The organism is Microbacterium aquimaris (genome assembly GCF_039531285.1).
GTDB lineage: Bacteria > Actinomycetota > Actinomycetes > Actinomycetales > Microbacteriaceae > Microbacterium > Microbacterium aquimaris.
Genome location: NZ_BAAAPT010000002.1, coordinates 798,778 through 819,694, shown reverse-complemented (window position 1 = coordinate 819,694; position 20,917 = coordinate 798,778). Strand labels below are relative to the sequence as shown.

Below are 20,917 nucleotides of genomic sequence, written 5' to 3'. Positions count from 1 at the left end.
CTCTCCGACGGGGTGAACCGGTGCCCTCGGTGTGGGGCGACCGACATCAGTCTGCGGGCGTCGGCCGGCACGCTGATCTGTCTGTTCTGTCGGCACGAGTGGTCGGAGTCGCTTCTGGAGGAAGCCTCCTCCGCGGAGGATCTGACGCAGTTGCAGGGGACGACCGTCGGCTCCGGCGCGGCGGACATCGATGATGCCGTCGATGCCGTCCTCACCATGAAGTGTGCCGGGTGCGGCGCCGAAGTGGTCATCAACACAGACCAGCAGATGGCAGCCCGCTGCCACTGGTGTCGCCATGTGCTGACCGTCAACGAGCAGATCCCGAACGGCGCGGTCCCCGATGCCGTCCTTCCCTTCCGCGTCTCCCACGAGGACGCGGTGGGGAAGGTCAAGGAGTTCGCCGGCAAGCGGCGGCTGTTCGCCCACCGGGGGTTCGTGCGCGAATTCTCCCCGGAGAACGTCGTGCCGGTGTATATGCCCTACATGGTCGTCGACGGCAACGTGAGCGCCGACGTGTGGGGCGTCGGTGAGATCGAGACGAAGAAGTACACGCGCGGTTCGGGGAACGACAAGAAGACCTACTACGACGCCGACATCTACAACGTGCATCGCCACGTGGATTTCACCGTCGACGATCTCACGCTCGAGTCCTCGGGTCGGCGTGCGCATCTGGATACCGCGGTGAACACCAACAACGTCATCAACGCGATCCTCCCGTTCGACACGGAGAACGCGGTGCGCTGGAACGCGAGCTACCTCAACGGTGTCACGTCCGAGAAGCGGGACCAGGACGTCGCCGAGTTGCAACCGGCCCTGGAGGACCAGCTGCTCTCGATCGGTCGTTCGGAAGTCGCCGACTCGGTGCGCTCCTACGGCCGCGGGGTCCGGTGGGAGAAGGAGCGGGTCGACGTCCACGGGACCAAATGGGTGGCGATGTATCTGCCGGTGTGGCTCTATTCCTACTATCACGAGGTCGGGGGCAAGGGCATGGTCCACTACATCGCCGTGAACGGTCGTACCGGCGAGACCATGGGGAGTATCCCGGTCTCGCACGGGCGCCTGCTCCTTGCGGCGTTGACCGTCGGAACGGTCTTCGAAGCGCTCGCGGTCGCCTACCTGGTGGTCGGCGCATGATCGGGATGTTCAGCGCGGCGCTCGATCTCGTGTACACCGCCCCGATCGCGCAGGGTTCATCCGACTCCGGTGGCGGCGAAGTATGGATGCTGCTGTTCGGCCCGCTGGTCGGTGGTGCGCTGTACGGGGTGCTCTACCGCTACTACCGCAACACGGACAAGTCGCACAGCTTCGAGAAGGAGACCCGGATCGAGTCGCAGCCGGTGACCGGCGGTGATGTGAAGGTCGACAGCGTGCGCGGGACGCAACGCAGCCTGGTGCAAGGGCACAACGTCCGCGACTACCGGGAGCGCGTACGGAGGGTGTGAGGCGCGACGGTGTGACTCACCGGTCGACGGTCACGGTGATCGTCTGGCCGCCGTACCCGTGAGTGCGGTCTCTGCCCTCGATGATGACCTCGTCGGCATCCGGCGGGATGACGAACGGCCCGCAGCTCCGTGTGAACGGCTGCTCGTCGGCGTGATCGTGGGTCAGCGTGTGTTCGGCGAGGACGGCCCCGTCGGTCGTGACGACCCGCCATCCGTCGGCGTACCGCTGGGGCGTGTCGTAGGGCGAGGACATCGTCACGGTGATCGTGTACGCCTCGCCGTCGCGGGTCAGGCTCGCCTCGAGGACGTCGGGGAATCGCTGTGACGCGTCGGCGTCGGACGCGTTCGCCGGCGGTGTGGCGGGCGCGTCGGTAGAGGCGGCGCACCCGGACAGGAGTGTCGCGGCGAGCGTGGCGGCGGCAATGCGACCTGAGCGTGATCCCATGCGGGTCGACGCTACCAGGAGGCAGAACCCGGGCGGCGAAAACCATAGATGATGGTCTATGCTTTTGTCATCAGGTTCGACACCACACCTTGAGGAGCCATCCATGACCAAGCCGACCGTCCTGTTCGTCTGTGTCCACAACGCCGGTCGATCGCAGATGGCCGCCGGCTACCTGCGCGAGCTCGGCGCCGGTCGCATCGAGGTGCTCTCGGCCGGCTCGGCCCCCAAGGACGAGATCAACCCCGTGGCCGTCGAGGCGATGGCCGAGGAGGGTATCGACATCGCGGAGAACACCCCGAAGGTGCTGACCGTCGATGCGGTCAAGGAGTCCGATGTGGTCATCACGATGGGTTGCGGTGACGCGTGCCCGATCTTCCCCGGCAAGCGCTACGAGGACTGGGAACTCGAAGACCCGGCCGGTCAGGGCATCGAGTCGGTCCGTCCCATCCGCGACGAGATCCGCGGCCGCGTGGAGGCCCTTGTGGCCGACCTGGTCGGATCCGAAGAAGGTGCGGCGTGACCGAGACGCGCGGCCAGGACGCGCTGCTGTCCGCCGATGCCGTGCTCCACCGCGCGGCCGAACGACTCGCGCAGCAGTTCGACGGGATGGTGAACGCCGAGACCGTCGAGCGGGTCGTGTTCGAGTCGTATGCGGCGCTGGGGCGCACCGCGTCGATCAAGACGCACCTTCCCTCCCTCGCGGAGAAATTCGCGCACGATCGCCTCACGGCGCTGGCGCAGTCCAAGGGCGTCGTCGCCAAGCGTGTGCCCGAGGTGCTCTACGTCTGCGTGCAGAACTCCGGGCGGTCCCAGATGGCCGCCGCGCTCACACGGCACATCTCCGGTGGCCGGGTGCACGTCCGCTCGGCGGGATCGAGTCCGTCGGGGATCGGAATCCTCCCGTCGGTGGTGACGGTGCTCGGCGAGGTCGGCATCGAGGTGGGGGAGGAGTTCCCCAAGCCCCTGACCGACGACGTCGTCCGCGCAGCCGACGCGGTGGTGACCATGGGGTGCGGTGACGCCTGCCCGGTGTACCCGGGGAAGCGATACCTCGACTGGCACTTGGATGACCCGGCGGAACTCGATCTGGACGGCGTCCGCGTCGTGCGTGATCAGATCCGGGCCCATGTCGAGGAGCTGCTCAGCGAGATCTCGCCGCAGCACGCGGGCTGAACGCCCGCAGCAGGCGGCGCCTCAGGCGCCCGGTTCGTCGACCGTCGCCGGCCACGGTGGCAGGGGATCCGCACCTCGAAGCCAGGACTCGGGGCCGGCGGCGAGCTCCGCATCGGTGAGTGCGGCGGCGTCGAGCCGCCGCGTCAGGTCGGCGGCGTCGAGGTCGATCCCTGTCAGGGCGATCTCCTGGACGGTCGCCCGCCATCCTTCGTCGTCATCGAGCGGGTCGAGCCACATCGCCGAGCCGGCCTGCTCCCAGCGGGCCAGGACACCCGGGCGGGTCGCGAGGCGGCAGAACCCGACCGACCTCACGACCGTTCCGCAGTCGCCCGCGTCGATCCGATCCAGCGCGTGCATCAAGCGGGCGGGCTGGAACGGGCGGAGCTGCTCGTAGCGGAGAGTGCTCACGCGCGGGTCACGCATGAACGGCGCGTGCTCACCGTTGAGCGCATGGACCCATCCCGCACGCTCCCGCCACGGCGGAGCCGTCGGGCCCGCCGTGAGGGCCCGCAGATCCTCGACCGCGTTGCGGGAGAGACGGATGCGGCACCCCGGGTTCAGGTGGGAGACGATGGCCATCATCATCGACAGGTCCTCGGTCGGCGTGTCTTCCCAGTCCACGATCACCACACCGGAAGCACTCTCGATCAGGTGCGCGGCGTGGCGGGCCCGTGCCCCGATGTCCCCGCGGTCGTCCCGGGCGTGCTCGCGCGGCGCGAGCGGCGCGCTGCCCTGCAGATCATCGAGCATATGGCGGGCGTCGACGACGCACACGACCTCACCGTCGCCGGCGTCGAGCAGGGCGGGGAGATCGACGCCGGGTGGGGTGTCGACGACGATCGCATCACCGGCGTCCCGGGCCGCCTCGAGTGCGCTGATCAGGAGTCGGTCCCGCAGGCGGGGAGGGGCGGCGCTCGCCGTCACGACCGGTTGTCCGAGCGCGGCGGAGATCTCGCCGGCGTAGCGGCGGCGTTCCGGGGTGCACAGTCCGACGGTGAGGATGGTCCTTCGATGCATGGCGCTCGCTCTCGATTGCGCGGGAAACCCTTGAAGCATAAGCTGAAGTGAAAATCATTCTCAAGTAAGGGGTTCGCGTGAAGGTCCGCGCATCGATCAAGTCACTCAAGAATCAGCCGGGGGCGCAGGTCGTCCGTCGCCGCGGTCGCGTCTACGTCATCAACAAACTCAATCCCCGCTTCAAAGGTCGCCAGGGCTGACCCCGACGTGCGACGGCGTCGGCGTCGGTGCGTCAGTCCAGGGCGGCGCCGAGGGTGGCGAGCGGTTCGCCGGTCAGTCGCTGCGTGGTCCATTCGCCCATCGGCGTCGCGCCGAGCGACCGGTAGAAGGCGATGGAGGGTGCGTTCCAATCCAGCACGGTCCATTCCAGGCGCGCGTACCCCCGGATCGTGCACTCGCGGGCGAGGGAGGCGATGAGGGCTTTGCCGAACCCGCGCCCGCGCTCGCTCTCCGCGACGAACAGGTCCTCCAGCCAGATGCCGTGCGCGCCCGTCCAGGTCGAGTAGGTGAGGAACCACACCGCGATGCCGACGATCGCGCCGCCTCGCTCGACGACATGCGCGAACGCCTTCGGGTCGGGGCCGAAGAAGCTCGCGGAGATCCGCTCGATGGTGTTCTCGACCGCATCGGGCTCGCGTTCGTAGACCGCGAGCTGATGGATGCACTCGAGCAGGCCCGGCTCGTCGCCGGGGCGGGCGGGGCGCAAGACGGCGCCGTGGGGGAGATCGCGCGGTGTCACCGCCCCAGGTTAGGGCTCACCACCGGCGTGCGCCGCGGGGCTCGCGGGTCGCGGGCCGGCTCATACGGGAGTCTCGCCGCCCGTTCCCTGAGCGCTCGTGTCCGGGTGCGGCCACCATCCGGGCATCAGGTGGGTGATGCGCCGCGCCGCGGCGGTCGCGTCGGTCTCGCCCGAGGTCACCCACGCGTCGATGACGCCGACGAAGGCGCCCGCGATGAAGGCGGCGGCCTCCTCGCATTCATGGTCGGTGGACGGCGCCCCCGGCACACCCTGTGTGCGGAACACGTGGACGGCCTTCAGCGCCTGCGGTCGCATGACGGTGACCAGTGCCGCCGGGAACGAATCGTGCGCGTACGAGCCGAAGAGGGCGCGGTACACGGCGCGTTCGCCGGCGACCAGTTCGAGCACCTGCTGCAGAGAGTGCTCGTATCGTCGTGCGACGTCGCGCGAGGCCTCCGTCGAAGGTTCCACGGGAACGGTCGTCAGCTTCTGGATGTCGGCCACGAACTCGGCGATGGCGAGATCGCGCACGCTTCGTGCGTGACGGTAGAAGGTCGTGCGGTGCACCCCCGCCTCTCGACACAGGACGGAGACGGAGATCTCGGCCAGGGGCGTGGTGAGGACGAGGCGGTGGAGAGTGCTCCTCAGCGACTCGCGGCTACGGACGAATCGGGGGTCCTCGTGCATGATCCCTCCGGGTTCGGACGCCGCGCGGTGCGCGTCGCATCAGGTTATCCGTCCACGGTGGGGATGGGGGCGACGGTGTCCTGCGCGTCGCCCACCATCCCCGGCAGGCTCAGGACTCGTAGTGCGAAAGTCCCGCGGTCTCGCCACCGTCGGCCACGAACTCCGCACCCGTCGAGAAGCTCGACTCGTCCGACGCGAGGAACAGGATCATGTTCGACAGCTCGATCGGCTCGCCGACGCGGTGCAGCGCGACATGGTTCTGCGGGGTCTCCAGCGACTCCGTCATCGGGGTGCGGATGACCCCGGGGTGCACCGAGTTGACCCGGATGTTGTACTTGCCGAGATCGAGCGCGGTGCTCTTGGAGAGTCCACGCACGCCGAACTTCGCCGCGTTGTATCCCGGCAACGCCTCGTAGCCCTGCAGTCCCGCCGTCGAGGAGATGTTGATGATCGATCCGCTACCGCGCTGTTTCATCGGCTCGATGACCGCCTTGGTGCCGTAGAACACGCCGGTCAGGTTGATCGCGATGATCTTGTCCCAGTCCTCCAGGGAGTAGTCCTCGATCGATCCGAAGTTGGCGATGCCGGCGTTGTTGACCAGGACGTCCAGGCCTCCGAACTGGTCGACGGCTGTCTGGACCGCCGCCTGCCACTGGTCGAAGCTCGTCACGTCGAGGTGCACGTAGCGCGCGGCGTCGCCGAGCTCCTCGGCCAGAGCGGTGCCCTCCTCGTCCAGGATGTCCGCGATCACGACCTTCGCGCCCTCCGCGACGAGGAGCTTCGCGTGCGAGGCCCCCATTCCGCGAGCGCCACCGCTGATGAGTGCGACCTTGTTCTGCACACGTGCCATGAGATACACCTTTCTCTTCCCTGAGACCCGGATCATGGCCGGGTGGTCGCGAGTGCCGCGACCACATCTAATCTACAACTGTCGTATAGCGCTCGGGCCGTCGATGGCGAGATCTCGGCGCCGTCGCGTCCCACTTCGTACAGATAGACTGTTGTCTATGGGTGCTCCGTCAGAGGTCGACGACCGCCGTCTCGCGTTGCTCGCCGACCCGACCCGTTCCCGCATCCTCCGACTCATCCGCGACAGCGACGAGGGGCGCGCGCTCGTGGGCGAGCTGGCGGCCGCTCTCGAACTGACCCAACCGACCGTCAGCCACCACATGAAGGCGTTGCTGGCCGAGGGGTTCGTGAGGCGCCATCCCGAGGGGCGTCGTGTGTGGTACGCCATCGACCCCGATGAGTACGACCGGGTGTCGGCCTTCCTCGGGGCCGGCGCGGCCGCCGAGCCCGACCTCGGCCGGATCGTCGCCGACCTCTCTCTGAGGTTCCGTGGCGTCTTCGGCGAAGAGACGATCCGGCGGATCGTCCATGACAGCTCGGAGCTGCTCCGCGACGCGAGCGCCTCCACGCCGTATCTCGCGTCCCGCACGGCGGCTTTCGCGTCGGCGCGGCTCGATGCTCTCGCACGCGCCGACGGCGACCGTGACGCCACCCCGGAGGTGCTGTTCGTCTGCGTGCAGAATGCGGGTCGGTCGCAACTGGCCGCCGGTATCCTCCGTCACCTGGCCGGTGACCGGATCCGCGTCGCCACGGCCGGATCCGAACCGGCGACCGATGTGCGCTCGACGATCATCGCCGCGCTCGACGAGATCGGCGTGCCCGCCACGGGAGACTTCCCGAAACCGCTCACCGACGAGGCCGTCCGTGCGGCGAGCGTCGTGATCACGATGGGGTGCGGCGACGCGTGCCCGGTGTTGCCGGGGCGGAGGTATCTGGACTGGGATCTGGAGGACCCCGCGGGGTTGCCGCTGGCCGATGTGCGTGAGATCCGCGACGACATCGCGCGGCGTGTGCGCGAGCTCTACGCCGAGCTGGTGCCCGCGGCCTGAAGCACCCGCATCGGGGCTACGATCGGGGGATGGAGACGTCGAACACCCCGACCCCCGAGGTCGAAGACAAGATCGTGCTGACCACCATCGATACCGGATCGCAGGGTTCGTGCTGCGGCGGGAGCGGTTGCGGCGGACAGTGACCGCTGCCGGCGACGAGGGCCGGTGACGATCGCCGTCACCGGCCCTCCCGCCCGGGCCCGCCGACGTCAGGCGGTCTGTCCCGAGTGCTTTCCTTCGGCGATCTCCTCGACCGTCTTGGCGTTGAAGGCGGGGAGGTCATCGGGGGTGCGGCTGGAAGTCAGGCCCTGGTCGACGACCACTTCCTCGTCGACCCACGTCGCGCCGGCGTTGCGCAGGTCGGTCTTCAAGCTGGGGTAGCTGGTGAGCGTCCGGCCCTCGAGCACGCCGGCTTCGGCGAGGATCCACGACCCGTGGCAGATCGCCGACACCGGCTTGTGCGCGTCGAAGAAACCGCGCACGAAAGCCACCGCGCGGTCATCCATCCGAAGATGGTCGGCGTTGACCACGCCGCCGGGAAGCACGAGCGCGTCGAAGTCGCCGACGCCGGCGTCGGAGACGGCGAGATCCACGGATTGCTCGTGCCCGTTCTTGCCGGTGACGGTCCCCTCCGCGGGCGAGACGAGCGTGGCCGTCGCCCCCGCCTCGGTCACCGCCGCCCAGGGACTGGTCAGCTCGCTGTCCTCGAACCCGTCGGTCAGGAGGAACGCGACCTTCTTGCCATCGATGTTCTCGGTCAAGATGTGGCTCCTTTCGGTCGGTCGGCCTCCACGCTAGGAGGCGCCGACGATCGGAAGGAGGGGATTGCGCGGCGGTCTGCTCGTCGCTAGCGCGACGTCGAGGTCAGTGCGCCACCGCCGCCGGTGCGTCGTCGTCATCCGGCTTACGGATGAAGAACGCCCCCACGATGAGCGTCAGCGACACGATCGCGGCGATGAGGAAGGCCGCATGAGCGCCCTGGGCGCCGGCGGTCAACTCGTCCACGCCGGATTCCATGGCCGAGGTCTGCACCCCCGACATCACCGCCACCAGCAAGGCGATGCCGGCGGCGCCGCCGACCTGCTGCGTCGTGCTGACCACCGCGGACCCGTACGAGTAGTAGCGACGCGGGAGCGAGGCCAACGACGCGGTGAACAGCGGGGTGAAGGACATCGCGAGCCCCAGCGAGAGAGCGGTCTGGGCGATCAGGATCATCCAGATGGTCGTGTCCTGGTCGAAGGTGGTGAACATCCACAGCACACCCGAGGCGATGATCGAGCCGGGGAACAGCAGCACGCGAGGTCCGAAGCGGTCGTAGATCCGCCCGACCACCGGCCCGGCCAGTCCCATCAGCAACGCACCGGGGAGCACGACGAGACCGGTGACGGAGGCGGATGCCTGCAACACGTTCTGCATGTAGAGGGGGATGACGGTGATCGCGCCGAAGAACGACACCGACAGCAGGCCGAACTGGGCGACCGAGAGGGAGAAGTTCATCGAGCGGAACACCCGCAGGTCCAGCAGCGGCACGCCACGGGTCTGCAGGGCTATCTGGCGCCAGGCGAACAGGGCGAGCGAGACCACACCCACCGACAGCGACACGATCAGCGTCGTGGTCGCCTGGGCGCCGGCGGCCTTTTCGGCTGCCGTCCCGCCGTGCGCGGCCGCCCCGCCGATCTGGCTGAGGCCGTACACGACGCCACCGAAGCCGAAGGCGGACAGCACGACCGAGAGGGCGTCGATCGGCTCGCGGATCGTCTCGCCGATGTTGCGGATCCAGATCGCGCCGACGGCCAGGGCGGCCAAAGCGATCGGCAGGACGATCCCGAAGATCCACCGCCATCCCAGCGTGTCCAGCAGTACGCCCGACATCGTCGGACCGATCGCCGGTGCCAGCGCGATGACCATGCTCACGCGGCCCATCATGCGGCCGCGGGCGTGGGCGGGGACGACGTTCATGATCGTCGTCATCAGCAACGGCATCATGATCGCCGTTCCGGAGGCCTGCACCACACGGCCGAGCAGGAGCACCGTGAAGCCGGGGGCGATCAGGGCGATCAAAGTGCCCGTCGAGAACAGGCTCATCGCGGCGATGAACATCATCCGGGTCGGGAACCGGCGCAACAGGAACCCCGTGATCGGGATGACCACGGCCATCGTGAGCATGAACGCGGTGGTCAGCCACTGGGCCGCGACGGCGGTGATGCCCAAGTCGGTGATGAGGTGCGGGATCGCGACCCCCATCGTCGTCTCGTTCAAGATCGCGACGAAGGCGGCCGCCAGCAGGAGCCAGATGGCGCGATTGCCGTCGGCCGAGACGACGTCGGTGCGCGGGAGCGCCACACTGCCGGTGCCGGGGGTGACGTCGGTGGCAGCCATGGGATCTCCGATGGTACGGTCGCGGAAGCGAGGACTGGGGCGCGCGCACGCGCGAGGACGCCGAGGGCGGCGCCCACGACAGGCTAACCGCGACCGACGACGGCGTTATTCCCGATCCGGGGGGATCGGTGGTGAAGACGCGGTGGAGGTCAGTCCTCCGAGGTCGTGTCTTCCCAGCGCTCGGAACCGATCGAGTCGGTGGGGGAAGGGGTCGGCTCGCGGCCTTCCCAGCCCCGGGGAGTGGGGTTGACCATCTCCTCCTCGGGCACCTTCTTCAGCTCGTCGATCTCGGCGCGCAGTGCGTCGAGGTCGGATCCGTCGTGTGCGGGGTGTTCGCCGGAGGTGCTCATGGAGCCGAGCCTACCGTGCGCGATTAGCCTGATTCCATGACGATGCTCGGACCTCCCGGTCGCGGGGGAGGGTTCCGCGGCGTCGACGAAGCGGCACAGCGGCGACGCAACGCGCAAGCGCCGAAGGTCCCCGACCTCGGCCACCGCGTGGTGGCGCTGTTCCGCCCGTACACGGGGCGGATCGTGGTGACGGCCACACTGGTGGTCGTCGGTGCGGCCGTCGCCGTCGTCCCGCCGTTGCTGGTGCAGAGGATCTTCGACGACGCACTGTTCCCCGTCGACGGTTCGGCGCCGGATCTGCGGCTGCTGATCATCCTGGTCGGCGCCATGATCGGGTTGTTCCTGCTTTCGTCCGGGTTGTCCGTGGCGCAGACCTGGCTCACCGCCACCGTCGGCAATGCCGTCACCGGTGATCTGCGGGTGCGGCTGTTCGAGCACCTCCAGTCGATGGAGCTGGCGTTTTTCACCCGCACCAAGACCGGCGCGATCCAATCCCGCCTGCAGAACGACGTCGGAGGCGTCGCGGGGGTCCTCACGAACACGGTCACGAGCATCCTCGGCAACGCCGTCACCGTCGTGGCGTCGTTGGTGGCCATGCTCATCATCGACTGGCGCCTGACCCTCATCGCGGTGGCGATCATGCCTTTCCTCGTGATCGTGCAACGGCGGGTGGGGCAGGTGCGCGCGCGGATCGCCGGTGAGACGCAGGAGTCCCTGTCGGAGCTGAGCGCGATCACGCAGGAGACCCTCAGCGTCTCGGGCATCCTGTTGTCGAAGTCCTTCAACCGGCAGCGGACCGAATCCCATCGCTACCAGGAGGAGAACCGCAACCAGGTGCGCCTCCAGGTGCGCCGCGCCATGAGCGGGCAGGGATTCTTCGCGGTGGTGCAAGTGCTCATGTCGAGCGTTCCCGCCGTCATCTATCTCGTCGCGGGCTATCTCATCACCGGCGGTGCCGACGACCTCACCGCGGGAACGATCGTCGCTTTCACCACGGTCCAGGCGCGCCTGCTCATGCCGCTGATGGGGCTGATGCGCGTGGCGTTGGACCTGCAGACCTCGGCGGCGCTGTTCGCCCGCATCTTCGAGTACCTCGATCTGACCCCGACGATCACCGACCGTGCCGACGCGATCGACGTCGACCAGGCGCCGGGCCCCCTCGGACGCGTCGAGTTCCGCGACGTCGAGTTCCGATACCCGGATGCGGCGCCGCAGACCCCCGCGACCCTGGACGGGGTGACCTTCCGGGTCGAACCCGGCCAGCACGTCGCCTTCGTCGGCCCCTCGGGCGCGGGCAAGACCACGATCCTCTACCTCACGCCGCGGATGTACGCCGCCAGCGGGGGAGAGGTCCTCTTCGCGGGCGCCGACGTGGATTCCCTCCGAGCCGCGTCGATCATCGACCACGTCGGGATCGTGTCGCAGGAGACCTACCTGTTCCACGCGTCCATCCGCGAGAACCTCCGCTATGCCAAGCCCGACGCAACCGACGACGAACTCGTCGCGGCGTGCCGGGCGGCGAACATCCATCACGTGATCGAGCGGTTCACCGACGGCTACGACACGATCGTGGGCGAGCGCGGCTACCGGTTGTCGGGCGGGGAGAAGCAGCGCATCGCGATCGCGCGCGTCCTGCTGAAGGATCCTCCCGTGCTCCTGCTCGACGAGGCGACCTCGGCGCTGGACACCGTCTCGGAGCGCGTCGTGCAGGAGGCGTTGGATGCCGCTTCGCGGGGGCGCACCACCCTGTCGATCGCCCACCGCCTGTCGACGGTGATCGCGGCCGATGTCATCCACGTCGTCGACGCGGGACGCATCGTCGAGTCCGGCAGCCACGCCGAGCTCCTGGCCCGAGGCGGGCTCTACGCGGAACTCGCGGCGCAGCAGGTGGCCGCATCGCGGATCCTCCAGACCGAGGAGGCCGAGCCGCACCCGCCGTTGCCGGAGCGGCGCGCCGACCGCGCCCCCGACGACATCGTGGATCCGGGACCGGTCACCAGAGGGTGACCGCGTCGATCCGGGTCCGGAGCCCGGCGTCCAGGTGCGCGCGCGCCACATCGGCGCGGTGCCACACGCGGCGGGTGAACGCACCCAACAGTCTCCGGTAGGACGCATCGGGGTGGTCCTCGGCGATCGCGGCCAGCCGCGGCACATCCATCGTCAGAATCAGCTCGACGCGCGCCTGGAGGGCGTTCGTGATCCCGGACCGCTCGAGGACGTCGAGCCCGGCGGTCATCGCATCGAGGCAGTCGCGCAGGACGTCCAGGCGGGCCTCGTTCTGGGTGATGGACGAGCCGTCCGGCCGCACGCGCCACCGGACCACGACCTCGGTCACGGTGTCGAACCGTCGGGCACGGGTGTACATCCGCTGCGCGACCACCTGATCTTCGTACAGGCGTCCCTCCGGGAAGTGCAGATCGGCACGACGCCAGAAGTCCGTCCGGCTCACCTTCGACCACGCGACGACGTTCCCTCCCGCCGCGGGATGCTCCGCCAGGGTGGTCGCCCGACGTGCGGGGGATGTGGACGCGGCGACCCAGGGCTGGACCTCCCCTTCGAGATACCCGCCCGTCCCGTCCGGGCGTAGCCGGGTGTAGGCGCCGACGGCGAAGTCGCTCCCGCTGTCCTCCACGGCCCCCACAAGCGTTTCCAGTGCGCCGGGGGTCAGCTCGTCGTCGGCGTCGAGGAACCCGACGAACGGGGTCTCGAGGTGTGCCAGGCCACTGTTGCGGGCCGCGCCGAGACCGCGGCGGCGCGGATGATGGACCACGCGGAATCGCGCGTCCGAGGCGGCCGCGGCGGCGAAGAGCGCCGCGGTGCCGTCGTCGGAGGCATCGTCGACGAGGATGGCCGTCCAGTCCTCGCGGGTCTGTGCACGCAAGGACGCCAGTGCCGCCGGCGCGTAGTCGACGACGTTCCAGCCGGGGACGACCATCGTGATCGAGGGACGCGTCACGAGCTCGATCCTACGGGCGCCCGAGGTCAGACGGCTGCGACGGCGGCCGCGACGGCATCGGCGACCGGGTCCAGCGTGCCCCGCCAGGTGTGGGGGAGGGTGAACCGTACCGCGGTGCGGGCCACGTCGGGGTCGACCCCGATCGCGACGAGGACGTGCGACGCGTCGTCGCTGCCCGCCGCACACGCCGAGCCGCTCGAGGAGACCACCCCGCGTCGCTCGAGTTCGAGCAGCACCGCCTCGCCGCTGGTCCCGGCGAAGGTGAAGCTCGCCGTGCCGGGCAGCCGGCGATCCGGGTGCCCCGTGAGGTGCGCGGTCGGAACCTTCTCCCGCACCCGGGCGATGAAGGCGTCTCGCACGCCGGCGACCCGTGCGGTCGCGTCCTCCCGCTCGGATTCGGCGAGTTCCAGGGCGGTCGCGATGCCCACTGCGCCGGCGACGTTCTCGGTACCCGAGCGGCGTCCGCGCTGTTGACCACCGCCGTGCACGACCGGTTCGAGGGGGATGCGTCCTCGCACCATCGCCACCCCGATCCCCTTCGGCGCGCCCAGCTTGTGGCCCGCCAGGGTGAGTGCGTCGACGCCGAGGCCGGCGAGGGGGAGCCATCCGGCAGCCTGCACGGCGTCCAGGTGCAGCGGCACGCGGCCGCTCGCGTCGACCAGGCCCCCGGCGTCCTGGACCGTGCCGATCTCGTTGTTGGCCAGACCGATAGAGATGACCGAGGTGTCGGGGCGGATCGAGCGTCGGAGGTCGTCTGGGTCGACCAGGCCATGCCGATCCACCGGCAGCCTCGTGACCTCGACACCGTGCAGGCGCCGCAGGTAGTCGATCGAGGCGAGCACCGACTCGTGCTCGATGGGCGTGGTCACCACATGCCGTGCACCCGTGTTCTGCAGGGCCGCGAGGGCGATGCCTTTGACGGCGAGGTTGTTCGCCTCGGTGCCCCCGGAGGTGAACACGACATCGCCGGCCCGCACGCCCAGCACGCGGGCGACACGTCGTCGGGCATCATCCAGCGCGGCGGCGGCGCGCTCGCCGACGGTGTGGTGGCTGGAGGGGTTCCCGTACGTGGTGGTCAGCAGCGGCGCCATCGCCTCGAGCACCTCGCGCCGCACCGGCGTCGTCGCGGCGTTGTCGAGATACAGTCCGCTCATCGGACTATTCCTCGTGGACGTCGACGCGGATGTCGAGTCCGAGGTCCAGGGCACGCGCGGAGTGGGTCAGGGCCCCGACCGAGATGACGTCGACGCCGGTCTCGGCCACGGCACGGACGCTTTCCAGCGAGATGCCCCCCGACGCCTCCACCGTCGCGCCGCCGCCGATGCGCCGGACGCCCGCCCGCAGGTCGTCGAGGGAGAAGTTGTCGAGCATGATCGTGTCGACCCCCGCGGCCAGGACCGCGTCGATCTGGTCGATGCGGTCGACCTCCACCTCGACGTGCGTCGTGTGCGGCAGGCGGGCGATCGCGCCGTTCAGGGCGGCGGTCACCGAGACGCCTCGGTCCTTGAGGACGGCGAGGTGGTTGTCCTTGGCCATGACCGCATCGCTGAGCGAGGTGCGGTGGTTGTGTCCCCCGCCGCACCGGACGGCGTGACGCTCGAAGGCGCGCAGCAGCGGCGTGGTCTTACGGGTGTCGGCGATGCGCGCGCCGGTGTGGGCGACTTCTGCGACGTAGCGCGCCGTGAGCGTGGCGACCCCCGACATCCGCTGCACGAAATTCAGCCCCACCCGCTCGGCGGTCAGGACGGCGCGGGCCGGGCCACTGACGACCGCGAGGGTGCGGCGTGCGGCGAACGCCTCCCCGTCGGCGTAGCGCACGTCGACGTGGATCGCGGGGTCCGTCAGTCGGAACGCCGTGGCGAACACCTCGCCGCCGGAGAACACCCCCGGTTCGCGGGAGGTCAGCTCCGCGCGGGCGATCGCGTCTTCGGGGATGAGGGTCTCGCTGGTGATGTCGCCCCAGGGTGCGTCTTCGTCGAGGGCCGCCTCGACGATCCGTTCGATCACGCGTGGTGTCAGCATGGGGCTCCGATCAGGGTGGGGGAGGGGGCGGGTGGCGCATCGGGACACGTGCCGTCGGTGCGGAAGTGGGCGCCGACGGACTCGCGGCGCGCTTCGGCAGCGGCGAGCATGTGGGCCGCGACGAGCAGGAGGTTGTCGTCTTCGACGCCCGCCGGTGTGGCGGCGCGCGCGGGGCGGCCGTTGCGCCATGCGGCGACGGTCGCGGCCGCACGCACAAGACCGCCCCCCTCGCGGCGGAGGCCGGCGTGCTCCCACATGAGTCGTTGCAGCGCCGCGCGGGTGAACGGTTCCGGCTCCTCGTCGGCGACGGTCACCTGCGGCGTCGGGCCGCCGCCGCCGATCTCCGGCCACGAGGCTCCCGCGGCGTCCGAGGTCGCGGCCGCGGCGACCCGGGTGCCGAAGACGACCCCCTCGAGCAATGAGTTCGACGCGAGACGATTGGCGCCGTGCAGGCCCGTTCGCGCCGTCTCGCCGGCGGCGAACAGGGCCGGGATGCTCGTACGTCCGTCGAGGTCGGTGACGACCCCGCCCATCAGGTAGTGGGCGGCGGGGGTGACCGGGACGGGCGTCACAGACCAGTCGAGGCCCGCGGCGCGCACCGCCCGGTCGATCGTGGGGAACCGGTCGGCGAGGAAGGCCGCACACGCGGAGGTCTCTTCACGCAGGACGGTCGCGTCCAGCCGTACGCTCCGACCGCCCTGGCGCGCCATCGCGTCCGCGATGGCGCGGGACACCACGTCCCGGGGTGCCAGCTCGCCCTCCGGATGGGCATCCAGAGCGAAGCGGCGACCGCTGTCGTCGAGGAGTACCGCACCCTCGCCCCGGACGGCCTCGGACACCAGGAACGGTTCCGCGGCGTCGAGCACGGTCGGATGGAACTGCACGAATTCCAGGTCGGTCACCGCCGCGCCCGCGCGCAGCGCCATCGCCACCCCGTCCGCGGTGGCCACGGGCGGATTGGTCGTGTGCGCGAACAGCGCTCCCGCGCCACCGGTGGCCAAGACGACCGCATCCGCGCGGAGGATGTCTCCGCCGAGAAGGCGCACGCCGCGGGCGCGGCCGTCCTCCAGAACGATGTCGACGGCGATGCCGTGCTCGCGGACGGTGATCCTCGAGGCGGTGCGCGCGGCGGCGGACAGCGCGCGCTGGATCTCGCGGCCCGTCGCGTCCCCGCCGGCGTGGATGATCCGCGGATGGGAGTGGGCGGCTTCCAGACCGCGCACGTGGTGCCCCGCGGCGTCGGTGTCGAAGACGACACCCCGCGAGACCAGGTCGGCGATCGCGTCGGCGCCGCCGGCGGCGACCAGCTGCGCGGCGGCGGGGTCTCCCAGACCCGCGGCCGCGGTGAGGGTGTCCTCGGCATGGGAGGCGACGCTGTCACCGTCGTCGGTCACCGCGGCGATCCCGCCTTGCGCCCACGACGTTGCGGTGTCCTCGAGGGTGCGCTTGGTCACCACCGTGACCCGGGCCCCCCGCGAGGCGGCGTGCAGCGCGGTCGTGAGACCCGCGATCCCACTTCCGACCACGACCAGCGACGTCGTCGCGTGACTCCTCATGCGGCCGGGGGCTTGGCCGCCAGCATCCGCTCGAGGGCGACGCGGGCGGGGTCGGCGACGTCGGCGGGTACCGTGATGCGGTTCTCGACCGTCCCGGCCACGAGTGCCTCGAGGGTCCAGGCCAGGTAACCCGGGTGGATGCGGTACATCGTCGAACACGGGCACACCACCGGGTCGAGGCAGAAGATCGTGTGCTGCGGGTGCTCGGCGGCCAAGCGCTGCACGAGATTGATCTCGGTTCCGATCGCGAACGTGGTGGGCTCGTCCGCGGCCTCGATCGCCTTGCGGATGTAGTCCGTGGAGCCGGCCTCGTCCGCGGCGTCGACGACCGCCATCGGGCACTCGGGGTGCACGATCACGCGTACGCCGGCATGCTCGGCGCGCGCCTTGTCGATCTGGTCGACCGTGAACCGGCGGTGCACCGAGCAGAAGCCGTGCCACAGGATGACGCGTGCGTCGGTGAGGGTCTCTTGGTCCGATCCGCCGAGGGGGCGGTTCGGGTTCCACATCGGCATCCGGTCCAGCGGTACACCCATCGCCTTCGCGGTGTTGCGCCCGAGATGCTGGTCGGGGAAGAACAGCACGCGGCGCCCGCGCTCGAACGCCCACTCCAGCACCGTGCGCGCGTTCGAGGAGGTGCACACGATTCCGCCGTGGCGTCCGACGAAGCCTTTGATGGCCGCGGAGGAGTTCATGTACGTGACCGGGATCACCGGCACTCGTCCGTCGGCATCGACGGCCGTCATGTCTCCGTACACCTCTTCGAGTTGCTCCCAGCACTCCTCGACCTGGTCGATGTCGGCCATGTCGGCCATCGAGCAGCCCGCGGCGAGGTTGGGGAGGATGACCGCCTGCTCCGGTCGGGAGAGCAGATCCGCCGTCTCGGCCATGAAGTGAACGCCGCAGAAGACGATCGCCTCCGCGTCCGGGTGCTCGAGTGCGGCGTTGGCGAGCTGGAACGAGTCGCCCACGTAGTCGGCGTGGGTGACGACCTCCTCGCGTTGGTAGAAGTGGCCGAGGATGACCACGCGGTCTCCGAGTGTCTGCTTGGCCGCGCGGATCCTCGCGTCCAGCTCGGTGTCGTCGGCTTCGCGGTACTCCGCGGGCAGCTCCCCCTGACGCGGCGCGCCCGTGGGGATCACATCGCCCATCGACGCACCGGGTCCGTATCCGGGTCGGGTGTCGATCTCCCAGGGGCCGGCGGCAAGGTCGGCGGAGCACGTCGCCGACGCGTCGGGGCCCGCGACGATCTGCTGGATGAGGTGGTCGACGGAGGGGTCGGCGGGACGGGGCTGCGGCGTGACGGGGATGGCGGCCATGGCGTCCTCTTTCTCTCGGTGGTGGTCTCAGGCGCGTACGCCGAGCGGCCCGTGGTCGGCCAGTTCGACGTCGCGGTTGTAGCGGTACAGCCGCGCCGGGCGGTGGCTGCCGGTGCGGAAACGCTCGGTGGGGATGAGGGTGCCCGACCCCTCCGCCTGACGGCGGAAGTTCGCCGGGTCCAGCCTGCGGCGCAGGATCGCCTCATAGACCTCGCGTAGCTCGGCCAGGGTGAACTCGTCCGCCAACAGGCCGTGCGCGATCCGGCTGTAGCCGACCTTGTTGCGCAGTCGCCACAGGGCGTAGTCCACGATGTCGTTGTGGTCGAACGCGAGCCCCGGGAGGTCGGTGGCGTCGAACCACGCGACGTTCTCGGGGGCGTCGCCTGCGGCGGCGTGCGCGGCCACCTGGGCGTCCACGTCGTCTTGACGCAGCAGCGCCCAGTACACGATCGAGACCACACGGCTCGGGGAGCGGTCCACCGCGCCGAAGGCGTAGAGCTGTTCGAGGTAGCTCGGCTGCAGGCCCGTCGTCTCGGCGAGGGTTCTCGAGGCGGCGGCATCGAGGCTCTCGGAGATGTCGAGCCACCCGCCGGGCAGGGCCCATTGTCCCTCGTGGGGATCACGGGTGCGGCGCACGAGCGGGAGGCTGAGCGAGATCGCGTCGCCGGTTCGGCGCACGGTGAAGATGACCGTCGAGACGGCGACGCGGGTGATGTCGTGGTTCCGATCCGCACTTCGTGTCATCATGACCTTTACCTCCGGAGCGATCTTAGTGTCGATATGACCTGAACTCCAAACGCCGTTGCTCGGCGATCATCGGGCGCTCTCATAGCTGCGCCCCGTAGGGTTCGAGGAAGGAGGGGTCGTGCTGCTGCTGGACATCGTGTTGATCGTGATGCTCGTCATCGCGTTGGTCATCGGCGCGGTGCGCGGGTTCATCGCGAGCCTGGGCTCGATGATCGGGCTGGTCGTCGGAGTGCTGGCCGCATGGTGGCTCGTGCCCCTCGTCAACGACGCGTGGCCGTATCCCGAGTGGCGATCCCTCGTCGTCGTCGGGCTCGCCCTCTTGCTGGTGCTGGGGGGCACCGCGATCGGTGCGGGCATCGCCGGGCGAATCCGTTCCGGTGTGGACCGCACCCCGCTCCGTTTCGTCGACCGGCTGCTGGGTGCTGCGGCCGGCGTCGTGGTCACCGCCCTCGCCCTGTCGCTGATCGGCGCGAGCGTGACCGCCACCGGCGCACCCATGCTCGCTCCCGCGATCGGTTCCTCGCGCGTGCTCCAGACCATCGACCGTTACACGCCGACGCCCGTCGCGCTGGCCATGGCACAGCTGCGCTCGCTCGTGCTCGACGACGGCATCCCCCGCGTCGGGGAGCTGCTGGCGCCGCAGGTGCAGGCGACCGAGCCGCCGATCGCGCTGGATGACCCCGAGCTGGCCGCGGCGGCGGCATCCGTCGCGCGCGTGTCGGGAACCGCCTACGCCTGCGGGACCAGCTCCACCGGCAGCGGCTTCGTCATCGCCGAGGATCGCGTGGTCACCAACGCCCACGTGATCGCCGGCGTCGACGAGCCTCTCGTGCAGCTTCCCGGCGGTCAGGCTCTGGCCGGGCGCGTGGTCTACTTCGACGCCGTCGACGACATCGCGGTGATCGCCGTCGACGGGTTGGACGCCGACCCGCTCGTCCTCGGCGAGGTGCTCGCGCCGGGCTCGGCGGCCGTGGTGCAGGGATACCCGCTGGGCGGGCCGTTCACACAGAACAACGCGCAGGTGCTCTCCACCGGGACCGTCCCGGTCCCCGACATCTACTCCGACCAGTCCTCCCCGCGTGAGATCTACACGCTCGAGGCGCTCGTGCGCCCGGGTAACTCCGGGGGGCCGGTCCTGACCGGTGACGGTGCCGTCGTCGGAATCGTCTTCGCCCGTGGACAGAGCGACGACACCCGCGGGTACGCGGCGACCAACGCGGAACTGGTGGACGTCGTCGCCGACGCGCCGGCGCTGGTCGACGCGGTGTCGTCCGGGGCCTGCACCGCCTGACCCCGGGGCCTGCCTGGAGATGAGGGGCGGGGCCCAGGCCCCCACCCCTCATTCGGGAGAGACCCTCACTCGGCCGGGATGACCAGCCCGTCGTAGTTCTCGATGATCCATTCCTGCGTCCGGTCGGAGGTCAGCAGGTCGTACAGGGTGACGATGCGCGGGTCGTCGATCAGCTCGCCACGGGTGGCGAGGATGTTGAAGTACGGGCTGTCGGTCGACTCGGTGAGGATCTGCAGGTCGCCCGACAGGCCGGCCGCGGCGGCGAAGCTGAAGTTGACGATCGCGGCGTCCTGCTGCTGCAGCGCGGTCGGAAGGCTCGCCGCATCGATCTCGGTGAACGCGAACTCGTGCGGGTTGGCGGTGATGTCGGCGACCGTGGTGGGGGTCTCCGTCGTCTCGATGAGACCCGCGTCGGCGAGCAGGAGGAGCGCACGGGACTCGTTGCTGGCGTCGTTGGGGAGGGCGATCGACGCGCCGTCGGGCAGGTCGTCGACCGTGTCGACGGTCTCCGAGTACAGCGCCAGCGGCGGCAGATACACCTCGCCGACCGAGACCAGGTCTTCGCCGGAGTCCTCGATGAACAGGTCGAGGAAGGGCTTGTGCTGGAACAGGTTGGCGTCGGTGGCGCCCTGCGCGAGCGCCGGGTTGGGCGTGTTGTAGTCGCTGAACTCGGTGATCTGCAACTCGAGCCCGGCTTCGTCGGCGAGGTTGTCCTGGACGAAGGCGAGGATCTCGCCGGCCGGAACGGCGGTCGCGCCCACGACGAGGGTGCCGAGGTCGTCGGCCGATGCCGGCTCGGTGTCCGAGGCGCCCGAACAGGCGGAGAGCGCCAGGGCGACGGTGGCGGCCGCGGCGATGCCGGCGGCGGGACGGAGGATGCGAGACATGGGTGTCCT

23 protein-coding genes are annotated in these 20,917 nt (G+C 69.9%); 8 read left to right on the top strand and 15 right to left on the bottom strand.

Annotated features, from left to right (window positions below; translation table 11 throughout):
* Positions 1–12: 12 nt before the first annotated feature.
* Together ABD204_RS13505 and ABD204_RS13500 are read left to right on the top strand one after the other, a co-directional pair.
* Complete coding sequence (locus tag ABD204_RS13505) at positions 13–1,134, top strand: TFIIB-type zinc ribbon-containing protein (RefSeq protein WP_194424394.1); 1,122 nt, start codon at positions 13–15, stop codon at positions 1,132–1,134.
* Entirely contained in the window at positions 1,131–1,442 is a 312-nt protein-coding gene (locus ABD204_RS13500) for a hypothetical protein (protein WP_206697361.1), read from the top strand. The genes ABD204_RS13505 and ABD204_RS13500 overlap by 4 nt, the downstream gene beginning before the upstream one ends.
* 16 nt (positions 1,443–1,458) lie before the next feature.
* Here the strand turns inward: ABD204_RS13500 and ABD204_RS13495 are convergent, their stop codons facing one another.
* The gene (locus ABD204_RS13495) at positions 1,459–1,887 is read right to left on the bottom strand and encodes a hypothetical protein (protein WP_194424395.1); all 429 of its coding nucleotides are present in this window, start codon (positions 1,885–1,887) and stop codon (positions 1,459–1,461) included.
* Between the two features lie 103 nt (positions 1,888–1,990).
* On the opposite strand from ABD204_RS13495, the gene ABD204_RS13490 reads away from it, so the two are divergent.
* Complete coding sequence (locus tag ABD204_RS13490) at positions 1,991–2,407, top strand: arsenate reductase ArsC (RefSeq protein WP_194424396.1); 417 nt, start codon at positions 1,991–1,993, stop codon at positions 2,405–2,407.
* The gene (locus ABD204_RS13485) at positions 2,404–3,060 is read left to right on the top strand and encodes an arsenate reductase ArsC (RefSeq protein ID WP_322597580.1); all 657 of its coding nucleotides are present in this window, start codon (positions 2,404–2,406) and stop codon (positions 3,058–3,060) included. Before ABD204_RS13490 ends, ABD204_RS13485 begins: the two co-directional genes overlap by 4 nt.
* Positions 3,061–3,081: 21 nt before the next feature.
* Here the strand turns inward: ABD204_RS13485 and ABD204_RS13480 are convergent, their stop codons facing one another.
* Entirely contained in the window at positions 3,082–4,077 is a 996-nt protein-coding gene (locus ABD204_RS13480; protein ID WP_194424397.1) for a GTP-binding protein, read from the bottom strand.
* A 77-nt stretch (positions 4,078–4,154) separates the two neighbouring features.
* Here ABD204_RS13480 and ykgO point away from each other — a divergent pair, with 77 nt between their 5' ends.
* Positions 4,155–4,277 (top strand): type B 50S ribosomal protein L36, encoded by a 123-nt coding sequence (gene ykgO / locus ABD204_RS13475; RefSeq protein WP_023951906.1) that lies wholly within the window; start codon positions 4,155–4,157, stop codon positions 4,275–4,277.
* Positions 4,278–4,309: 32 nt separating this feature from the next.
* Here the strand turns inward: ykgO and ABD204_RS13470 are convergent, their stop codons facing one another.
* From ABD204_RS13470 to ABD204_RS13460, 3 genes are all read right to left on the bottom strand, one after another.
* Positions 4,310–4,816, bottom strand: coding sequence for a GNAT family N-acetyltransferase (locus tag ABD204_RS13470; protein WP_194424398.1), 507 nt, complete (start codon positions 4,814–4,816; stop codon positions 4,310–4,312).
* A 60-nt stretch (positions 4,817–4,876) separates the two neighbouring features.
* Positions 4,877–5,503 carry a TetR/AcrR family transcriptional regulator gene (locus ABD204_RS13465; protein ID WP_194424399.1) on the bottom strand — a complete coding sequence of 209 codons (627 nt, stop codon included), beginning with the start codon at positions 5,501–5,503 and terminating at the stop codon, positions 4,877–4,879.
* A 109-nt stretch (positions 5,504–5,612) separates the two neighbouring features.
* The gene (locus ABD204_RS13460; protein WP_194424400.1) at positions 5,613–6,353 is read right to left on the bottom strand and encodes a glucose 1-dehydrogenase; all 741 of its coding nucleotides are present in this window, start codon (positions 6,351–6,353) and stop codon (positions 5,613–5,615) included.
* 157 nt (positions 6,354–6,510) lie between these two features.
* Between ABD204_RS13460 and ABD204_RS13455 the strand changes: the two genes are divergently transcribed.
* Positions 6,511–7,401: a metalloregulator ArsR/SmtB family transcription factor gene (locus tag ABD204_RS13455; RefSeq protein WP_194424401.1), complete on the top strand. Its 891-nt coding sequence runs from the start codon at positions 6,511–6,513 to the stop codon at positions 7,399–7,401.
* Between the two features lie 209 nt (positions 7,402–7,610).
* Here the strand turns inward: ABD204_RS13455 and ABD204_RS13450 are convergent, their stop codons facing one another.
* The 3 genes from ABD204_RS13450 to ABD204_RS13440 all read right to left on the bottom strand — a co-directional run bounded on the left by ABD204_RS13450 (position 7,611) and on the right by ABD204_RS13440 (position 10,130).
* The gene (locus ABD204_RS13450) at positions 7,611–8,165 is read right to left on the bottom strand and encodes a type 1 glutamine amidotransferase domain-containing protein (protein WP_194424989.1); all 555 of its coding nucleotides are present in this window, start codon (positions 8,163–8,165) and stop codon (positions 7,611–7,613) included.
* A 100-nt stretch (positions 8,166–8,265) separates the two neighbouring features.
* Positions 8,266–9,780 carry an MDR family MFS transporter gene (locus tag ABD204_RS13445; protein ID WP_194424402.1) on the bottom strand — a complete coding sequence of 505 codons (1,515 nt, stop codon included), beginning with the start codon at positions 9,778–9,780 and terminating at the stop codon, positions 8,266–8,268.
* 149 nt (positions 9,781–9,929) lie between these two features.
* Entirely contained in the window at positions 9,930–10,130 is a 201-nt protein-coding gene (locus ABD204_RS13440) for a hypothetical protein (RefSeq protein WP_194424403.1), read from the bottom strand.
* Positions 10,131–10,172: 42 nt separating this feature from the next.
* On the opposite strand from ABD204_RS13440, the gene ABD204_RS13435 reads away from it, so the two are divergent.
* Positions 10,173–12,137 carry an ABC transporter ATP-binding protein gene (locus tag ABD204_RS13435; protein WP_194424990.1) on the top strand — a complete coding sequence of 655 codons (1,965 nt, stop codon included), beginning with the start codon at positions 10,173–10,175 and terminating at the stop codon, positions 12,135–12,137.
* Here ABD204_RS13435 and ABD204_RS13430 read toward each other — a convergent pair.
* The 6 genes from ABD204_RS13430 to ABD204_RS13405 are packed head-to-tail and all read right to left on the bottom strand — an operon-like array spanning position 12,124 to position 18,727.
* On the bottom strand, positions 12,124–13,086 hold the full coding sequence (locus tag ABD204_RS13430) for a glycosyltransferase family 2 protein (protein WP_194424404.1): 963 nt from the start codon (positions 13,084–13,086) through the stop codon (positions 12,124–12,126). The two genes, ABD204_RS13435 and ABD204_RS13430, sit on opposite strands and share 14 nt — an antisense overlap.
* 26 nt (positions 13,087–13,112) lie before the next feature.
* On the bottom strand, positions 13,113–14,240 hold the full coding sequence (locus ABD204_RS13425) for a cysteine desulfurase family protein (protein ID WP_194424405.1): 1,128 nt from the start codon (positions 14,238–14,240) through the stop codon (positions 13,113–13,115).
* Between the two features lie 4 nt (positions 14,241–14,244).
* Entirely contained in the window at positions 14,245–15,108 is an 864-nt protein-coding gene (gene nadC, locus ABD204_RS13420) for a carboxylating nicotinate-nucleotide diphosphorylase (protein ID WP_194424406.1), read from the bottom strand.
* The gene (nadB, locus tag ABD204_RS13415) at positions 15,102–16,664 is read right to left on the bottom strand and encodes an L-aspartate oxidase (RefSeq protein ID WP_194424407.1); all 1,563 of its coding nucleotides are present in this window, start codon (positions 16,662–16,664) and stop codon (positions 15,102–15,104) included. The genes nadC and nadB overlap by 7 nt, the downstream gene beginning before the upstream one ends.
* Entirely contained in the window at positions 16,661–17,983 is a 1,323-nt protein-coding gene (nadA, locus tag ABD204_RS13410) for a quinolinate synthase NadA (protein ID WP_194424408.1), read from the bottom strand. Before nadA ends, nadB begins: the two co-directional genes overlap by 4 nt.
* A gap of 27 nt (positions 17,984–18,010) precedes the next feature.
* Positions 18,011–18,727: an NUDIX hydrolase gene (locus ABD204_RS13405; protein ID WP_194424991.1), complete on the bottom strand. Its 717-nt coding sequence runs from the start codon at positions 18,725–18,727 to the stop codon at positions 18,011–18,013.
* 121 nt (positions 18,728–18,848) lie between these two features.
* On the opposite strand from ABD204_RS13405, the gene ABD204_RS13400 reads away from it, so the two are divergent.
* Entirely contained in the window at positions 18,849–20,021 is a 1,173-nt protein-coding gene (locus ABD204_RS13400; protein WP_194424409.1) for a MarP family serine protease, read from the top strand.
* A 65-nt stretch (positions 20,022–20,086) separates the two neighbouring features.
* Here ABD204_RS13400 and ABD204_RS13395 read toward each other — a convergent pair whose 3' ends face one another.
* Positions 20,087–20,908, bottom strand: coding sequence for a MetQ/NlpA family ABC transporter substrate-binding protein (locus ABD204_RS13395; protein ID WP_194424410.1), 822 nt, complete (start codon positions 20,906–20,908; stop codon positions 20,087–20,089).
* Positions 20,909–20,917: the final 9 nt, after the last annotated feature.